Annotated in this window: 12 protein-coding genes and 1 pseudogene; 6 read left to right on the forward strand and 7 right to left on the reverse strand. The window is 72.6% G+C overall.

Features of this window, described 5'->3' with window-relative positions:
• Positions 1–199 precede the first annotated feature (199 nt).
• Positions 200–1,672 carry a cytochrome P450 gene (locus tag ACFWB8_RS15270; RefSeq protein WP_385226099.1) on the forward strand — a complete coding sequence of 491 codons (1,473 nt, stop codon included), beginning with the start codon at positions 200–202 and terminating at the stop codon, positions 1,670–1,672.
• Here ACFWB8_RS15270 and ACFWB8_RS15275 read toward each other — a convergent pair.
• Positions 1,632–2,291, reverse strand: coding sequence for a hypothetical protein (locus ACFWB8_RS15275; RefSeq protein ID WP_385226101.1), 660 nt, complete (start codon positions 2,289–2,291; stop codon positions 1,632–1,634). The genes ACFWB8_RS15270 and ACFWB8_RS15275 overlap by 41 nt on opposite strands.
• Positions 2,292–2,650: 359 nt before the next feature.
• Between ACFWB8_RS15275 and ACFWB8_RS15280 the strand changes: the two genes are divergently transcribed.
• Both ACFWB8_RS15280 and ACFWB8_RS15285 read left to right on the forward strand, forming a co-directional pair.
• Positions 2,651–2,956, forward strand: a complete 306-nt coding sequence (locus ACFWB8_RS15280; protein WP_385226103.1) for a hypothetical protein — start codon at positions 2,651–2,653, stop codon at positions 2,954–2,956.
• Positions 2,953–3,606, forward strand: coding sequence for a hypothetical protein (locus ACFWB8_RS15285; RefSeq protein WP_385226105.1), 654 nt, complete (start codon positions 2,953–2,955; stop codon positions 3,604–3,606). The genes ACFWB8_RS15280 and ACFWB8_RS15285 overlap by 4 nt, the downstream gene beginning before the upstream one ends.
• A 91-nt stretch (positions 3,607–3,697) precedes the next feature.
• On the opposite strand, the gene ACFWB8_RS15290 is transcribed toward ACFWB8_RS15285, so the two are convergent.
• Positions 3,698–5,764: a phosphocholine-specific phospholipase C gene (locus ACFWB8_RS15290; protein WP_385226107.1), complete on the reverse strand. Its 2,067-nt coding sequence runs from the start codon at positions 5,762–5,764 to the stop codon at positions 3,698–3,700.
• A 918-nt stretch (positions 5,765–6,682) separates the two neighbouring features.
• Between ACFWB8_RS15290 and ACFWB8_RS15295 the strand changes: the two genes are divergently transcribed.
• Positions 6,683–8,470: an ABC transporter ATP-binding protein gene (locus ACFWB8_RS15295; protein WP_385226109.1), complete on the forward strand. Its 1,788-nt coding sequence runs from the start codon at positions 6,683–6,685 to the stop codon at positions 8,468–8,470.
• 124 nt (positions 8,471–8,594) lie between these two features.
• On the opposite strand, the gene ACFWB8_RS15300 is transcribed toward ACFWB8_RS15295, so the two are convergent.
• From ACFWB8_RS15300 to ACFWB8_RS15310, 3 genes are all read right to left on the reverse strand, one after another.
• Positions 8,595–9,167 (reverse strand): hydrolase, encoded by a 573-nt coding sequence (locus ACFWB8_RS15300; RefSeq protein WP_385226111.1) that lies wholly within the window; start codon positions 9,165–9,167, stop codon positions 8,595–8,597.
• 104 nt (positions 9,168–9,271) lie between these two features.
• Positions 9,272–9,718: a MarR family winged helix-turn-helix transcriptional regulator gene (locus ACFWB8_RS15305; RefSeq protein WP_385226113.1), complete on the reverse strand. Its 447-nt coding sequence runs from the start codon at positions 9,716–9,718 to the stop codon at positions 9,272–9,274.
• Positions 9,719–9,803: 85 nt separating this feature from the next.
• Positions 9,804–10,937 (reverse strand): MFS transporter, encoded by a 1,134-nt coding sequence (locus tag ACFWB8_RS15310; protein WP_385226211.1) that lies wholly within the window; start codon positions 10,935–10,937, stop codon positions 9,804–9,806.
• Positions 10,938–11,120: 183 nt separating this feature from the next.
• On the opposite strand from ACFWB8_RS15310, the gene ACFWB8_RS15315 reads away from it, so the two are divergent.
• Positions 11,121–11,882, forward strand: coding sequence for an AraC family transcriptional regulator (locus ACFWB8_RS15315; RefSeq protein ID WP_385226115.1), 762 nt, complete (start codon positions 11,121–11,123; stop codon positions 11,880–11,882).
• 26 nt (positions 11,883–11,908) lie between these two features.
• On the opposite strand, the gene ACFWB8_RS15320 is transcribed toward ACFWB8_RS15315, so the two are convergent.
• A complete protein-coding gene (locus ACFWB8_RS15320) occupies positions 11,909–12,469 on the reverse strand; it encodes a dihydrofolate reductase family protein (protein WP_385226117.1) in 561 nt (186 codons plus the stop codon).
• Positions 12,470–12,496: 27 nt separating this feature from the next.
• Between ACFWB8_RS15320 and ACFWB8_RS15325 the strand changes: the two genes are divergently transcribed.
• Entirely contained in the window at positions 12,497–13,564 is a 1,068-nt protein-coding gene (locus tag ACFWB8_RS15325) for an enoyl-CoA hydratase/isomerase family protein (RefSeq protein ID WP_385226119.1), read from the forward strand.
• Positions 13,565–13,761: 197 nt separating this feature from the next.
• Here the strand turns inward: ACFWB8_RS15325 and ACFWB8_RS15330 are convergent.
• Positions 13,762–14,457, reverse strand: a pseudogene (locus ACFWB8_RS15330) (excinuclease ABC subunit UvrA); the annotation flags it as partial.
• Positions 14,458–14,500: the final 43 nt, after the last annotated feature.

The raw sequence follows: 14,500 nt of genomic DNA on the forward strand, positions 1-14,500 counted from the left end.
CCCCTGAACGCCTTCCAGATCGCCTTCGAGGGCCGGCTCACCCCAGCCAACAACTGAACCTCAAAACCAAGATCAGCCGTTAACTGGACACACCCGCGTCGCCGGGCACCTGTGCGACGGCCGGCGAGCCCCGCGTTTGCGACATAGGTTCCCCGGCTCGGACCGGTGACCCCCGCGATCTTCAAAACGTTGAGAGGAAATGGTCATGGAACGATCAGCAACCGATGCAACTGGCGGCGCGGCAACTGAAGCGGGACGAACGGCAGGCGGCCACTGCCCAGCCGATGCGACGGTGACCACCGCCGCGGGACGCGATGTCCCCGACGCCCCCGGACACCGCAGGCTGCTGGGCCACCTGCCGCTCCTGCGCCACGGAATGCTGCCCATGCTCCGCGATGTGGGCTCGGCCGGCCCCGTGTTGAAACTGCAATTCAGGCCCGGGACCAAATACGTGGTCAGCGACGGGCAGCTGGCCCACGAAATCCTGGCCGACAAGACCAACGCATTCGGCCGCGAGCGTATGGCCCGCGGCTTCCGCCCCGTCACAGGAGACGGCCTCTTCACCCTCGACGGGACAGCACACCGCGAGCGCCGCAAGATCGTGACGCCCGCCTTCACCCGCACCCCTCTGACCGCCGCCGCCCCCCTCGTCTGCCAAGTGACCTCCGACTTCGCCAAGCGCTGGCCGCAGCAGACCGCACTCGAGCTGGATCACGAGATGCTCAAACTCAGCGTCGACATCGCGGTCCGCTGCCTCTTCCGTTCCGAGGCACCGCTCGACACCGTCTCCTGGCTGGCCACCAAGGCATTCACCCTGTCGAGGGGAATCCTGTTGCGCATGACGGCGCCCCTCTGGCTGCCCCCGCTGCGCACGCCCAGCGGCTGGCGGGCGACCCGCACCCTGCGTGAAGTGGCGGAGAACCTGTCCACACGGCACGTCGCCGCCGACTGTGGCAACGATGTACTGAGCCTGCTGGACGAGGCCGCCTGCCCCGCCCAAGGAACGCCGACTCTCGCGCGGAAGGCAGTAATCGACGAACTGATCACCTTCCTTGCCGCCAACAGCGACGCCACCGCCATGACACTCGCGTGGGCCTGGCACGAGCTGGCCCGCAACCGCGATCTGGAACAAGCCGTACAACGCGAAGCGGACGCCCTGTTCAACAGCGGGGGGCCCCTGCCGGAGAAGATCGTCGAGCACCTCCCCTTCACCAGCCAGGTCATCAAGGAGGTGATGCGTCTCTACCCCATCCCGGTGGTGGCTCGCAACACCGTACGTGAAGTGACGGTCGGCGGGTTCCGCCTCCCGCACGGAGCGGAAGTCCTGCTCAACCTGTACGGCATCCATCGTGACCCCACCGTCTACGACCGCCCCGACACCTTCGACCCCCACCGCTGGGCAGAAGACGAAGCGCTCACGACCCGCGGCAACGCCTACCTCCCCTTCAGCGCAGGCGCGCACCGCTGCGTCGGCGCCCCCTTCGCAGCCATCAGCGCACCCGTGGCCCTGGCCGCCCTGGCCGCACGGTTCGAACTACGGCCGACCCACCCCGACCGCCCGGTACAAGCCGTGGCGGGCGTGGTCACCCGACCGAAACGGCTCCTCATGACGGCGACACCGCGAGCAGGCTTCAACGCTCAGCAGCGCCTCTCCGATTCGGCCATGGTGTAGGGCCTACAGGGATCACTTCTCCTCGCAGGCTGGTCACCGGGCGAGTATGTGGCCGTCGTGGGGGCGGTGATCGCGGGGGCGGCGCAGGTCGGAGTCCGGGCCGAAGGAGGGCGGTAGGAGTGGTCATGAACTCCGGTGCGAACAGGGCCCGGCGGCTGGCGGGGGAAAGGAGAGGCAGCGCTTCACGGATGCCGGCGACGCGCATGCCGGCGATGCGGTCGTGGTCGGCGCGCAGGCACAGGAAGACCACGTAGTCGGGTGGGTGGGGGTGGAAGCCGTTTTCGGTGTGGAAGGAGAGCGCTACCGATCCGGCGTTGCCGTGGAAGGTCTCCTGTCCGGGCACGGGCACGACGTCCTGTACGAGGGCGCCGGACTTCTCGGCCAGGTAGGCGAGGGGCTGGCCGAGTCCGCAGGCCACCATGGTGAGCACCGCGGCCGGGATCGTGGCCTGGCGCTGGACCGAGCCGGGTACGGTCGGTGTCGCGGGCAGCGCCGCCTGGTCGACGGGCAGGCCGCGGATCACCAAGGTGCCGTGCGGGCCGGAGTGCCTTCGGAACCGGCGCACCTCGCGGCGCAGCGGAAGTGGAAGGTCCTCCCAGGCGTCCCGGGCGCGTGCCACCCACCCGGGACCGTCGACCTGCTCGTGCCCGTCGCTGCACAGGGTGCGTGCCAGCCGCTCGCAGTCGTCGGCATCGGCCGGGTTGAGCCTCTGGGCGGCGGCTGCGGTGCTTTGGGTGGTTTGTATCCGCGATGCTGGCGCCCGCTCAACGTCGCAGACGGATACGGACCATCATGGCCCGTGCGCCCGGTCTGCGGGAGGTGATCGCGCGGGCCCGCGGAACCCGCCCGGCAATCGACCGGAGAGCGCCCGGTACGGCCCGATCGGCCGGCGGTCCGCGTGGCAGCATCGAGGACACGGGGGCCGCGTGTACCGGGCCGGCCCCCGACCCGGTCCCTCGCCCCGGAAGGCGGCAGCCCTTGACCGTGCTCCCCTACCTCGAGATCACCGCCGCGTCCTACGCCGCGTCGTACACCGCCGGACTGCGGGTGACGGGCACCGGGGACGGCGCCGTGCTCAGCGGCACCTGTCCCCGCTGTGCCTGCCCGTTCGAATTCACCTACACGCGCCGCGTCTACCGCCACGGGCCCGTCGGCGGCCGGTCCGCGCACACCGTCACTGTGCCCGTCCTGTGCGTGTGCGAGACCGGGCACGCGGGGCGCCCCGTCGACGAGGAGGGCTGCGGCGCGTACTGGAACGTCCTGCTGGAGAGGGCGGCACGATGACCTGGCGGGCCCGCCCCGGCCCGGCCGGGGCACCGGCCGACCGGATGGCCGCCCGTCGCGGGCGTCGGCTGCTGCACGAGGAACTGCCACGGGTCCGGGAGTCGGCGCTGGCCTGGCGCAACGGGCTGGGCGCGCTGCTGGCCGGACTGATGGGGTTCGGCCTGCTCAAGGGGCGCACCGACGTGGGGGCGCTGGCGGCGCCGTACGGTGCGGTCGTCGGTGCGCTGCTGCTGTGCGCGCTGCTGAGCGGGGTGGGCGGCGCGGTGCTGCTGCTGCGGTCCGCCCACGGCCGGCCGGCCGCCTCGGCGCTGCCCGAACCCGCGCCGGGGACGCTGCCCGCCGGACCGGTCACCGCAGGGCACGCGGAGGCGCTGCGCGCCGCGCGGGCCCTGACCCGCGGTGTGCTGGCGACCCTGGGCTGCGCCGCGCTGCTGACCGCCGCCGTGGCGCTGACCTGGTACGGGCCGCCGAAGGACAGCCCGCGGATCGCCGTCACCACCCCCTCCGGGAGCTCCTGCGGGGAGCCGCTGCGCACGGCCGACGGGCGGCTCGTGCTCGGGACGGAGGCGGGCGAGGTGGCCGTCGACCTGTCGGCCGCCGTCATGCTGCGCGCGGTCACCTCCTGCCCTCCGTCACCCGCTCCGCCGTGACCGGGCGGGTGAGGGGCGCCACCACAAGGGCGCACCCCGCTACGGCCGTCGGCCATGCCCCACCCTTGCGGGAAGGGCATGGCCGTCGGGGTCAGGAGGACTGGTTCGTCAGGATCGCCGGATCCGACAGTCCGGGCGCGCCCGTCTCCACCTTGCCCGCGAAGCGGCGCAGGAAGTCCGGCGAACCGGACGCCGTGACCGATACGTCGTACCAGCGCCGCGTGTTCTTCAGCGGGACGCTGTACGTGACGGTGGCGCCCGCGGTGACCGTGAGGCGCTTCGGTCCGCCGCCGTAGGCGTTGGTGACCGTGAGGGTGGCGGTCGACCCGCCGGCGTTGGTGAGGGTGAGGTCGAGGTTCCCGGTGGCGGCGTTGTGCCGGGCGGTGGCCTCGGGGCCGGGGGTGGCGCCGGGGTTGCGGAAACCGCGCAGGAAGCCGTTGGGGCCGTGCACCGTCAGGTCGGTGACTCCGGCCGAGTATCGGGTGTTCCAGGTGTCCGCGATCGACTTGCCGGCCTCGGTGGTGTACGTCCAGGGTGCGTCGGTGCGGTTGCCGGAGGTGACGTAGAACTGCGCGCCCAGGTCCTGGCCGCCGCTGAACGTCAGCCGGAACCTGCCCTCCGCGACGAGCGCGGCGCCGTCCACGTACGGGGCGTACTTCAGCGCACGCGTGGGACGCAGGCCCTTCTCCTGGCGGGGCATGGCGCCCTCGGCGGGCGGGGTGGCCCGGAAGTCGGGGTGGCGCTCGCGGTCCTGCGGGAACCAGGCGCCGGTGTCGGGCAGCGGGACGGCGCCGCTGTCGTTGCGGGCGAAGTCGAACGCGGAGGTCAGGTCGCCGCACACGGCGCGGCGCCACGGGGAGATGTTGGGCTCCCGCACGCCGAAGCGCTTCTCCATGAAGCGGATGACGGAGGTGTGGTCGAAGGTCTCGGAGCAGGAGAAGCCGCCGGTGCTCCAGGGGGAGACCACCAGCATCGGCACGCGCGGGCCGAGGCCGTACGGTCCGGCGACGTAGCCGGGCTTGCCGGGGAAGACGTCCAGGGCGGTGGGCGTGGTCGACAGGCCCTGGTCGGCGCTCGCGGGGGCGTACGGCGGGACGACGTGGTCGAAGAAGCCGTCGTTCTCATCGTAGGTGATGAACAGCGCGGTGCGGGCCCACACGTCGGGGTTGGAGGTCAGGGCGTCCAGCACCTGCGAGATGTACCAGGCGCCGTAGTTGGAGGGCCAGTTGGAGTGCTCGCTGAAAGCCTCGGGGGCAGCGATCCAGGAGACCTGGGGGAGGGTGCCTGCGGTGACGTCGGCGCGCAGCCCGTCGAAGTAGCCTTCGCCGGCCTTGGCGTTCGTGCCGGTGCGGGCCTTGTCGTACAGCGGGTTGCCCGGCTGGGCGCCCCGGTAGTTGTTGAAGTAGAGGAGGGAGTTGTCGCCGTAGTTCCCGCGGTAGGCGTCGTTGATCCAGCCCCAGGAGCCGGCGGCGTCGAGGCCGTCGCCGACGTCCTGGTAGACCTTCCAGGAGATCCCGGCCGTCTCCAGCCGCTCGGGGTAGGTGGTCCAGTCGTAGCCGGCCTCGGCGTTGTTCAGCACCGGGCCGCCGCCCTTGCCGTCGTTGCCGGTGTGGCCCGACCAGAGGTAGTAGCGGTTGGGGTCGGTGGAGCCGATGAACGAGCAGTGGTACGCGTCGCAGACGGTGAACGCGTCGGCGAGGGCGTAGTGGAAGGGGATGTCGTCGCGCGTCAGGTACGCCATGGTGGTGGGCGTCTTGGCGGGCACCCAGTTGTCGTACTTGCCCTTGTTGAAGGCGCTCTGGCCGCCCGCCCAGTCGTGGTTGAGGCCCTGGAGGAACTCCATGCCGAGGTCCTCGGACGGCGGCCGGAAGGGCAGCGTCTCCTTCGTGCCGTCCGACTGGTGGAAGACGGACTTGCCGCTGGGCAGGGTCACCGGGCGCGGGTCGCCGAAGCCGCGGACGCCGCGCAGTGCGCCGAAGTAGTGGTCGAAGGAACGATTCTCCTGCATGAGGACCACGATGTGCTCGACATCGGCGATGGTGCCGGTGCTCCCCTGCGCGGGGATGGCGGCGGCGCGCGCGATGCTCTCGTTGAGCATCGTCAGGGCGGCGGCGCCGCCGGCGAGCTGCAGGAAGCGGCGGCGGTTGAGTTCTGCCATGGCGGGATCGACCTCTGTCGTTGAGGGGTGGTTGAGCGCCCCCAGGACAGCGTGCCAGGGGTACTGGAGAGGGAGCCTGGCTTGACCTCGGGGAGTACACCAGGCGAACGTCGGACGGATTTTGGGGGAGTGTCGGCCAGCGGCGCACTGCGCGGACGGTCGGGGCTGTCGCCCACTGCTTGCGTTCCGCTACGGTGCGTGATGCCTGCGCCCGCCCGGACCGCCGTACGCAGGAGCCGATCCGTGGTCACCCGCGTTCCCGAGCTCGACCCCGGCCTCGTCGGGCAGTGGCAGGCCGGGGGAGGCGGACGTCAAGCGCTCGCACCGCGGCCGCCTGCTGATCGGTGACGGGGTCCTGGCCGCGACGGGCGAGGGGTGGCAGCGGCAACGGCGCCTGCTGCAGTGCCAGTTCACCGGCGCGGGGATACGCCGCTTCGCCCTGGACGCCATCTGGCGTTCCCTGGCCGGCCCTCCCCTCGACCCCGGCACGGAGCGCGAACTGGCCGCCGTACCCGCCGTGGTGGCCGCACTGCCCGGCCTGCCGCCGGTCGCGAGACCACCGCCACCACCCTGACCGGCTCCACCTTCTGCTGGACCGGAACCCGCAGGCGCGGGAACAGGCCCTCGCCGCGGGCGGTACCGGGTCGAGGCCGGCACCGACGTACCGAACTCTGGGATCCTCGCGCACCTGCTGCCCGCCCACGTCCCGCGCTTCCACTCCACCCCGGCCAAGGCCGCGTACGGCATCACCGTCCGCCCCGACGGCCCGGCCCCCGCGACGCTCAGAGGCTGACGAAAACGCTTGGACGGCGGGGTGGGCGCCGCGGGACACTGCGGATCCTGTCCACTTGGGTCCGACAAAGCAGGGTTGGGATGGATACGCCTGAATCGCGCAAAAGTTCGTCGGGCAGGGGTTCGATGCTGCTCGCACTTCGGTACTACGGAAGGGAGTTGGGGCGGCTCAGGTGGGTGGCCGTGCCCGCGATGCTGTTCCCGGCACTGGGAAACATCGGCATCGACTACATCGCCCCGCTGGTCGTCGCGAAGCTCGTCGGCCGCATCGCGGGGGACACGGCCCCCGGCGGCGCCGGAGTCGACATCGGGGCGATGTTGCCCTACGTCTTCGCCTTCGCCGGAGTCCTGCTGTTCGGCGAGGCGCTGTGGCGCGTCGGACTGCACTGCCTGAACCGTGTCGACGCCCTCGGCATCGAGCACTTGTACGTCATCGGCATGGATGAACTGTTCGCCAAGGACGCCGCCTTCTTCCACGACAACTTCGCCGGATCGCTCACCAAGCGGGTCCTGAGTTTCGCCTCCCGCTTCGAGGAGTTCGTCGACACCCTGACCTTCTCCGTCGTGGGCAAGTTCGTGCCGCTGCTGTTCGGGTCGGTCGTGCTGTGGCAGTACGAACCGCTGCTCGTCGTCGGGCTCCTGTCCATGATCGCGCTGGCCGCGCTGCTCGTCCGGCCGCTGATCCGCCGCCGCCAAGCCCTCGTCGACCAGCGGGAGGAGGCGATCGCCCGGGTGTCGGGTCACGTCGCCGACAGCCTGATGAACATGGACACGGTCCGGGCGTTCGCCGCCGAGGACCGGGAGGCCGCCGAACACCGTTCGCGCGTTGCGCAGTCGCGTCGGCTCATGCTCCGTTCGTGGGACTACGGCAACCTGCGCATCGACACGATCGTCGCGCCGATGTCCGTACTGACCAACGCGCTCGGCCTGTTGGGCGCCATCGCCCTCGCCGGTTCGGGGCACGGCGTGGAGGCGGTCGTCGTCGCCTTCACCTACTACTCCAACGCGACGCGCATCATGTTCGAGTTCAACCAGATCTACCGCCGTCTGGAGAGCTCGATGACGGAGGCCGCGCAGTTCACCGAACTGCTGCTGACGCAGCCGACCGTGCTCGACCCGCCCTGCCCGGAACCGCTGGCCTCCGAGGCCGCCGACGTGCGCTTCGAGCAGGTGACCTTCGCCCACGCGGCCGGCGCCGAGCCGCTCTTCGAGGGCCTCGACCTGGCCGTGGCGAGCGGCGCGAAGATCGGTCTCGTCGGCCGGTCCGGCGGGGGCAAGACCACGCTCACCCGGCTCCTGCTGCGGATGACGGACATCGACGCCGGCCGGATCATGATCGGCGGGCAGGACATCAGCAGGCTGTGCCAGGCCGACCTGCGCAGTCTGATCGCGTACGTGCCCCAGGACCCGGCGATGTTCCACCGCACCCTGCGGGACAACATCGCCTTCGCCCGGCCGGGCGCCACCGACGCCGAGATCCGCAGCGCGGCCGAGGCGGCGCACGTCACGGAGTTCGCCGATGCGCTGCCGGACGGCTTCGACACCATGGTGGGCGAGCGCGGGGTGAAGCTGTCCGGCGGACAGCGCCAGCGGGTCGCCCTCGCCAGGGCGATCCTGCGGGACGCGCCGATCCTGCTGCTCGACGAGGCGACCAGCGCACTGGACTCCGAGAGCGAGATCCTCGTCCAGGACGCGCTGTGGCGCCTCATGGACGGTCGGACGGCGCTCGTGGTGGCGCACCGGCTGAGCACGGTCGCGGGCATGGACCGGCTCGTCGTCCTCGACCGGGGACGGATCGTCGAACAGGGCACGCACCAGCAGCTCCTGGCCGCGGACGGCGCCTACGCGAAGCTGTGGCAGCACCAGTCGGGAGGCTTCCTCGACGACACCGCCGCGCGGGCCGACTCGCGCTAGTGCTGTGGCGGAGCGACGTCCGGGCCGGCGGCTGCGGGCCGCGCCGGACGGACTGCCCGCGGAGCCGGCCGCCGCCCCCGACGGGCTTCGGGCGGGCGGCGGTTGGCCGTGCCGCGCCGGGGGCTCAGGACCGGAGGGCGTCGATGATCTCGTCCGTCGTCGCGACCTTGCCGATGCGCGGGAAGATCTTGCCGAAGGTGTGCGCGTGCGAGTCCGCGTCGATGTCCGCGGTGGCGTCCTCGGCGAAGACGACCTCGTAGCTGTTCTCCCAGGCGGTGCGGGCGGTGGACTCCACGCCGGCGCTGGTCGAGATGCCGGCCAGGACGATGCGGTGGATGCCGCGGCGGCGCAGCTGGAGGTCGAGCTCGGTACCGGTGAAGGCTCCCCAGTGGCGCTTGGTGACGACGACGTCCCCGAGGGCGGCCAGCTCCGCGGGGATCTCGGAGAAACCGGCCGGCGGCGCGGCGGCGGGCCCCGGCCGGTCGACTTCGAGGGTGGGCAGGTCGCCGCCGTCGGGCGACCAGGCGACCTTGACCAGGACCACCGGCAGCCTGCGCGCGCGGAACGCCTCGGCGAGCGCGATGCCCCTCTTCAGGACCTCGTCGGCGGGCCGGGTGGTCGGCAGGGCCAGGATCCCGCTCTGGAGGTCGATCAGGACCAGGGCGGTGTCGTCGTCGAGGGTCAGGGTCGGGCTCATGGTTCCGGTTCTCCTTCGGGGCGTTCGGTCCGCGGCTTACGGGTGTGGAGTGCGGGTGTGGGCGTACAGGTGTGGCGTACGCGCGTGGGCGTACGGGGCGTGGGTCAGTCCTCCGCCAGGCGGCGCAGCAGCGGTACCGCCTCGGCCAGCAGGCCCTGTTGCGCCGGGGTCAGCCGCTCGGCGATCAGCTCCGCGATCCGGCCGTGCCCGGCCTTGCGGCGCTCGTTCACCAGGGCCTGCCCCTCGGGCGTGAGCGAGATGAGCAGCCGGCGGCCGTCGGTGGGGTGCGGGATGCGGGTGACGTAGCCGTCGGCCTGCAGTGCGTTCACGGTGGCGATGACCGACTGGGGCCGGATCTTCTCGGCCCGCGCCAGATCCGAGGCGGTGGACGGCCCGAGCCGGTCGAGCCGCTTGAGCACGGACATCTGGGACAGGCTCAGGCCGCCGCTCGCGGCCCCGCGCATCTGCCGGACCAGCATGCCGATCGTGTGCTGGAGCTCCTCGGCGGTGTCGCGGGGCTGCGGGGCTGCGGGTTCGGGTACCACGGACATGACTCGACGATATGGGATATACAGCCAAACTTGCAAGGCAGACTTATCAATAGGGCGGACGCTGCTCGGGCCGGTTCGGGCCGGTTCAGGCCGGCTCCGGCAGGCGCCGCGCCAGGGCCCAGGCCGCCAGGGGGAGCACGGCCAGGGCCAACAGTGCGGTGTGCAGGGAGGATGCCTCCGCGGCGGCGCCGATCAGCGGGCCCGTGAGGCCGCCGACGCTGACCGTCAGGCCCAGGGTGACCCCGCTCGCCGTGCCCATGCGCGTCGGCAGGTAGTCCTGTCCCAGGGTGACCTGGAGGGAGAACGGCACGTACAGCGCGGCGGCGGCCAGCGCCGCGCACACGTACACCAGGGGGAGCGGGAGGAAGAGGACGCCGGCGATGGCCGGTCCGGCGGCCGCGTACGCCCGGTGCACGGTGGTGACCCGGCCCCAGCGGGTGGCGAGCCGGCCGCCGAGCAGGGTCCCGCCGGCGCTGCCCGCGAACAGGGCGAACAGGGCCACGGCCCCGGCGGTTTCGCTTCCGCCGCGCTCGCGGACGTACAAGGCGATGAAGGTGCTCAGGCCGATGAAGACGACCGACCGGACGATCACGACCAGCGAGAGCCGCAGGAAGGCCCGCCGGTCCTCGGGGGCGAGGGCAGGCGAAGGCGAAGGGGAGGGGGAGGGGGAGGGCGAAGGGGCGGGCGCATTCTCGTCCCGCCCGCCGGACCCGGCCCCCGCGGCCGAACGCACCGACCGCGGGGGCAGGCCCAGGAACACCCCGAGCGCCGCCGGGAGCGCCAGCAGCCACCATCCGGCCGGCCCGGGCACCGACAGCGCCCCCACGACCAGCAGCGGCGCACAGGCGAAGCCGATGTTGCCGCCGAGCGCGAACCAGCCCATCGGGCCGTGCCCGGACCCGCCGACGGTGCGTACCAGCCGGGCCGCCGCCGGATGGTAGGCGGCGACGCCCAGCCCGGACAGGGCCACGGCGGCCACAGTGGCCCAGTAGCCGGCGTCCAGCCCCACCAGCGCCACGCCGAGTCCGGCCGCGGCCGTGGCCAGCGGGATCAGCCAGGGCATCGGCCGCCGGTCGGCCAGTATCCCGAACAGCGGCTGGACCACGCAGGACAGGAGCGAGGCGGCGAGCACGATGCCGGACGCGGCAGCGTACCCGTACCCGCGCTCGGCGACGAGGAAGGGGACGAGCGCGGCGACGGAGCCCTGGTAGACGTCCACGCACGAGTGCCCGGCCGAGAAGGCGGCGGTGCGCGCCCGGGCGGCGGCCGGCGCCGGGGCCGCGGGGCTCTGCGGGGGCTTCCGCGCGGAGCTTCGCGAGGGGTTCTGAACGGGATTCGATGAGGTCACCGGTCGAGAATCGCTCTCGCGGCGGGCATCGCGCTTCCGATAAATTGCCGGGTGATGCAGAAAATCCGCCACACCCCGCGGGCCGCGACCAGCATCCGCGAGCTCGACACGCACCACGGGATCGACCCGCACCGCCACGACGACCACCAGATCGCCTACGCCGGTTCCGGGGTGCTGTCCATCACCACCGACGCCGGTACCTGGGTGGCCCCGGCGACCCGGGCGCTGTGGATCCCCGCCGGCACGGTGCACGAGCACCGCGCCCACGGCCGGACCGATCTGCACAGCGTGGGCCTGCCGGTGCACCTCAACCCGCTCGGCCTCTGCGCGCCCGCCGTGCTCGCCGTCGGGCCGCTGCTGCGCGAGCTGATCCTGGCCTACACGCGGACCCCCGAGGACGGCGGCCCGCAGCGGCGTCGGATGCGCGGGGTACTGCTCGACCAGTTGCGGGCCTCGCCGCTCCAGCCGCTGCACCTGCCCGCCCCCGCGGACCCGCGGCTGGCGGCGGTGTGCGCGCTGCTGTACGCGGACCCGGCGGATCAGCGCGGGCTGGCCGCCCTCGGAGCCGTGGCGGGGGCCGGGGCGGGGGAGCGGACGCTGAGCCGGCTGTTCCGCGCCGAGCTGGGCATGACCTTCCCGCAGTGGCGGACCCAGTTGCGGCTGCACCAGGCCCTGCGGCTGCTCGCCGTGGGGACCCCGGTGACGGCGGTCGCGCACCGCTGCGGCTGGGCCTCGGCGAGCGCCTTCATCGACGTCTTCCGCCGGGCCTTCGGGCACACGCCCGGGGCGCACCTGCGCGAGCTCCCGCAACCGTAAGGGAGCGTCCGTGCCCGGCTCTTGGGCTACGGCCGGGCGTACCGCAGCTGGACCACGCCGTTGGTGAAGGAGCGGGTGCCCTCCAGGCGCAGCGGGGCCGGCGCGGCGACGGGCGGGAAGAGGGGTCTTCCGCGGCCGATGCGGACGGGGTGGACGTAGATCCGGTACGCGTCCACCAGGTCGTGGCGCAGGAAGGAGGCGGCGAGGTCGGCCCCGCTCAGCACCAGGTCGCCGCCCGGGGCCGCCTTGAGCGCGGCGACCTCGGCCGGGACGACGTCACGGACCACGGTGGAGTTCCAGTCGGCGTGCTCCAGGGTGCGCGAGTAGACGTACTTCGGCATCGACCGCCAGATCCCGGCGAATTCGGCCACCGGCGTGCTCACCGCGGGGCCGGCGTCGGCGGTCGGCCAGAACGCCGCCATCAGCTCGTACATGACGCGGCCCGACAGGAAACCGCCCATCGGGCTCAGTTCGTCGTTCATGTGCTGGTGCAGTTCGTCATCGACGAGATGCCAGTCGATCTGCCGTTCGGGTCCCTCGAAGAAGCCTTCGAGGGACACCGAGCCCATCAGGATGATCTTTCGCATGTCCGCCGACGCTACATACTGGCCGGTGTGAATGCCGAAGACGACACAGTTCTGTTCGAAACTGCGGGCCGGCCGGCGGTGATCACCCTCAACCGCCCCAGAGCCCTCAATGCCCTCACCCACCCCATGGTGCTGGCCATCGCCGAGGCCCTGACCGCCTGGGAGCACGACCCGGCCGTCACCCAGGTCCTCATCCGCGGGGCCGGTGAGCGAGGGCTGTGCGCGGGCGGGGACATCCGGGCCATCCACGACGACGCCAAGGCCGGCACCAGCGCCTCGGCCGGCTTCTGGCGCGACGAGTACCGGCTCAACGCCCGTATCGCCCGCTACCCCAAGCCCTACGTCGCGCTCATGGACGGCATCGTGATGGGCGGCGGGGTGGGCGTCTCGGCCCACGGCAGCGTCCGTGTCGTCACCGAACGCTCCCGCGTCGCCATGCCCGAGACCGGCATCGGCTTCGTCCCCGACGTCGGCGGCACCCACCTGCTGGCCCGCGCCCCCGGCCGGCTCGGCCTCCACCTCGCCCTCACCGGCGCGGCCGTCGGCGCGGCCGACGCGCTGCTGTGCGGGCTCGCCGACCATTTCGTCCCCGCCGCCCGGCTTCCCGAGCTGACCGCCGAACTCGCATTGGCCCCCGTCCAGGAGGCGCTCCCGCGTTACACCGCCACCCCCGCTCCCGGTGAACTGGCCGGGCAGCGCGAGTGGATCGACCACTGCTACGCCGCGGACACGGTCGAGGGGATCGTGGAGCGGCTGCTCGCGCACGGCGACCCGGCCGCGAAGGAGACCGCCGAGACGATCCTGGCCAAGTCCCCGACCGCCCTCAAGGTGACCCTCGCCGCCGTGCGCCGGGCCGGCGTGCTCGGCGTCCTGGAGCGGGTGCTGGCCCAGGAGTTCCGGGTCTCGTGCCACGCGCTGCGGACGCCGGACCTGGTGGAGGGCATCCGGGCCCAGGTCGTGGACAAGGACCGCCGGCCGCGCTGGTCCCCGGCAGCGGCCGCCGACGTGTCCGATGCGGACGTGGCCCGGTTCCTCGCCCCGCTCGGCGGCGCCCTGGAGCTGCCCTTCCCCGAGGCCGACGCCACACTCGGCTGAGCGGCGCCGGCGTCCGGCGTCCGGCGCCCGGGGCCGGGGCCCGCCCCCGGGTGAGGGCCTACGAAGCCACGTACTCCCGCAGGTGGCGCGCGGTCAGCGTGTCCGCCCTGGCCACCAGCGTGGCCGGAGTGCCCTCGAAGACCACCTGGCCGCCGTCGTGGCCGCCGTGCGGGCCGATGTCGAGATGTAAGTCGAGGACTTCTCGCGCTGAACAAGGCCGCCTTGACCCCGTTGGCCTTCGCGAAGGCGGTCCGGATCGGGTTCAACAGGCCCGTGTACGTGGCCGGGTTGGACCGGCGCGAGCCGCGGATCGGCGACTGGTGGGCCCCCGTCACCCCGTCCCGCCCGGCCAGATGGCCGTGGATCAGTGAGCTCTTGCCGGAGCCCGCGACCCCGGTCACCACCGTCAGCACCCCGAGCGGCACGTCCACGCTGACGTCCTTCAGGTTGTGCAGATCGGCGCCCTTGACGGACAGGTGGCCGCGTGGGGTGCGCACCGGCTCCCGCAGCCGCGCCCGGTGTCCGAGGTGGCGGCCGGTGAGGGTGCCGGACGTACGCAGCCCGGACACGTCCCCGCTGTAGCAGAGCTGACCGCCGGCCGTGCCGGGGCCGAGGTCGATGACGTGGTCGGCGATGGCGATGACCTCGGGTTTGTGCTCGACGACGAGCACGGTGTTCCCCTTGTCGCGCAGCCTCAGCAGCAGGCCGTTCATGCGCTGGATGCCGTGCGGGTGCAGGCCGGTGGTCGGCTCGTCGAAGACGTACGTGACGTCGGTGGGCGAGGAGCCGAGGTGGCGGACCATCTTGACCCGCTGGGCCTCGCCGCCCGACAGGGTCGAGGAGGACCGGTCCAGGCTGAGGTAGCCGAGCCCGATCTCGACGAGGGAGTCCGGAGGGCGTCGCCGGGGAGCCGTGGCGGGCGAGGGTCGCCCGGGT

The sequence above is a fragment of the Streptomyces sp. NPDC060031 genome (assembly GCF_042736805.1).
In the GTDB taxonomy this organism is placed as follows: Bacteria; Actinomycetota; Actinomycetes; order Streptomycetales; family Streptomycetaceae; genus Streptomyces.

Excerpts from the sequence above, each read along its gene's own strand:
- ACFWB8_RS15270 (WP_385226099.1), top strand. The coding sequence starts at position 200 with ATGGTCATGGAACGATCAGCAACCGATGCAACTGGCGGCGCGGCAACT.
- ACFWB8_RS15285 (WP_385226105.1), top strand. The coding sequence starts at position 2,953 with ATGACCTGGCGGGCCCGCCCCGGCCCGGCCGGGGCACCGGCCGACCGG.
- ACFWB8_RS15290 (WP_385226107.1), bottom strand. The coding sequence starts at position 5,764 with ATGGCAGAACTCAACCGCCGCCGCTTCCTGCAGCTCGCCGGCGGCGCC.
- ACFWB8_RS15295 (WP_385226109.1), top strand. The coding sequence starts at position 6,683 with ATGCTGCTCGCACTTCGGTACTACGGAAGGGAGTTGGGGCGGCTCAGG.
- ACFWB8_RS15300 (WP_385226111.1), bottom strand. The coding sequence starts at position 9,167 with ATGAGCCCGACCCTGACCCTCGACGACGACACCGCCCTGGTCCTGATC.
- ACFWB8_RS15305 (WP_385226113.1), bottom strand. The coding sequence starts at position 9,718 with ATGTCCGTGGTACCCGAACCCGCAGCCCCGCAGCCCCGCGACACCGCC.
- ACFWB8_RS15315 (WP_385226115.1), top strand. The coding sequence starts at position 11,121 with ATGCAGAAAATCCGCCACACCCCGCGGGCCGCGACCAGCATCCGCGAG.
- ACFWB8_RS15320 (WP_385226117.1), bottom strand. The coding sequence starts at position 12,469 with ATGCGAAAGATCATCCTGATGGGCTCGGTGTCCCTCGAAGGCTTCTTC.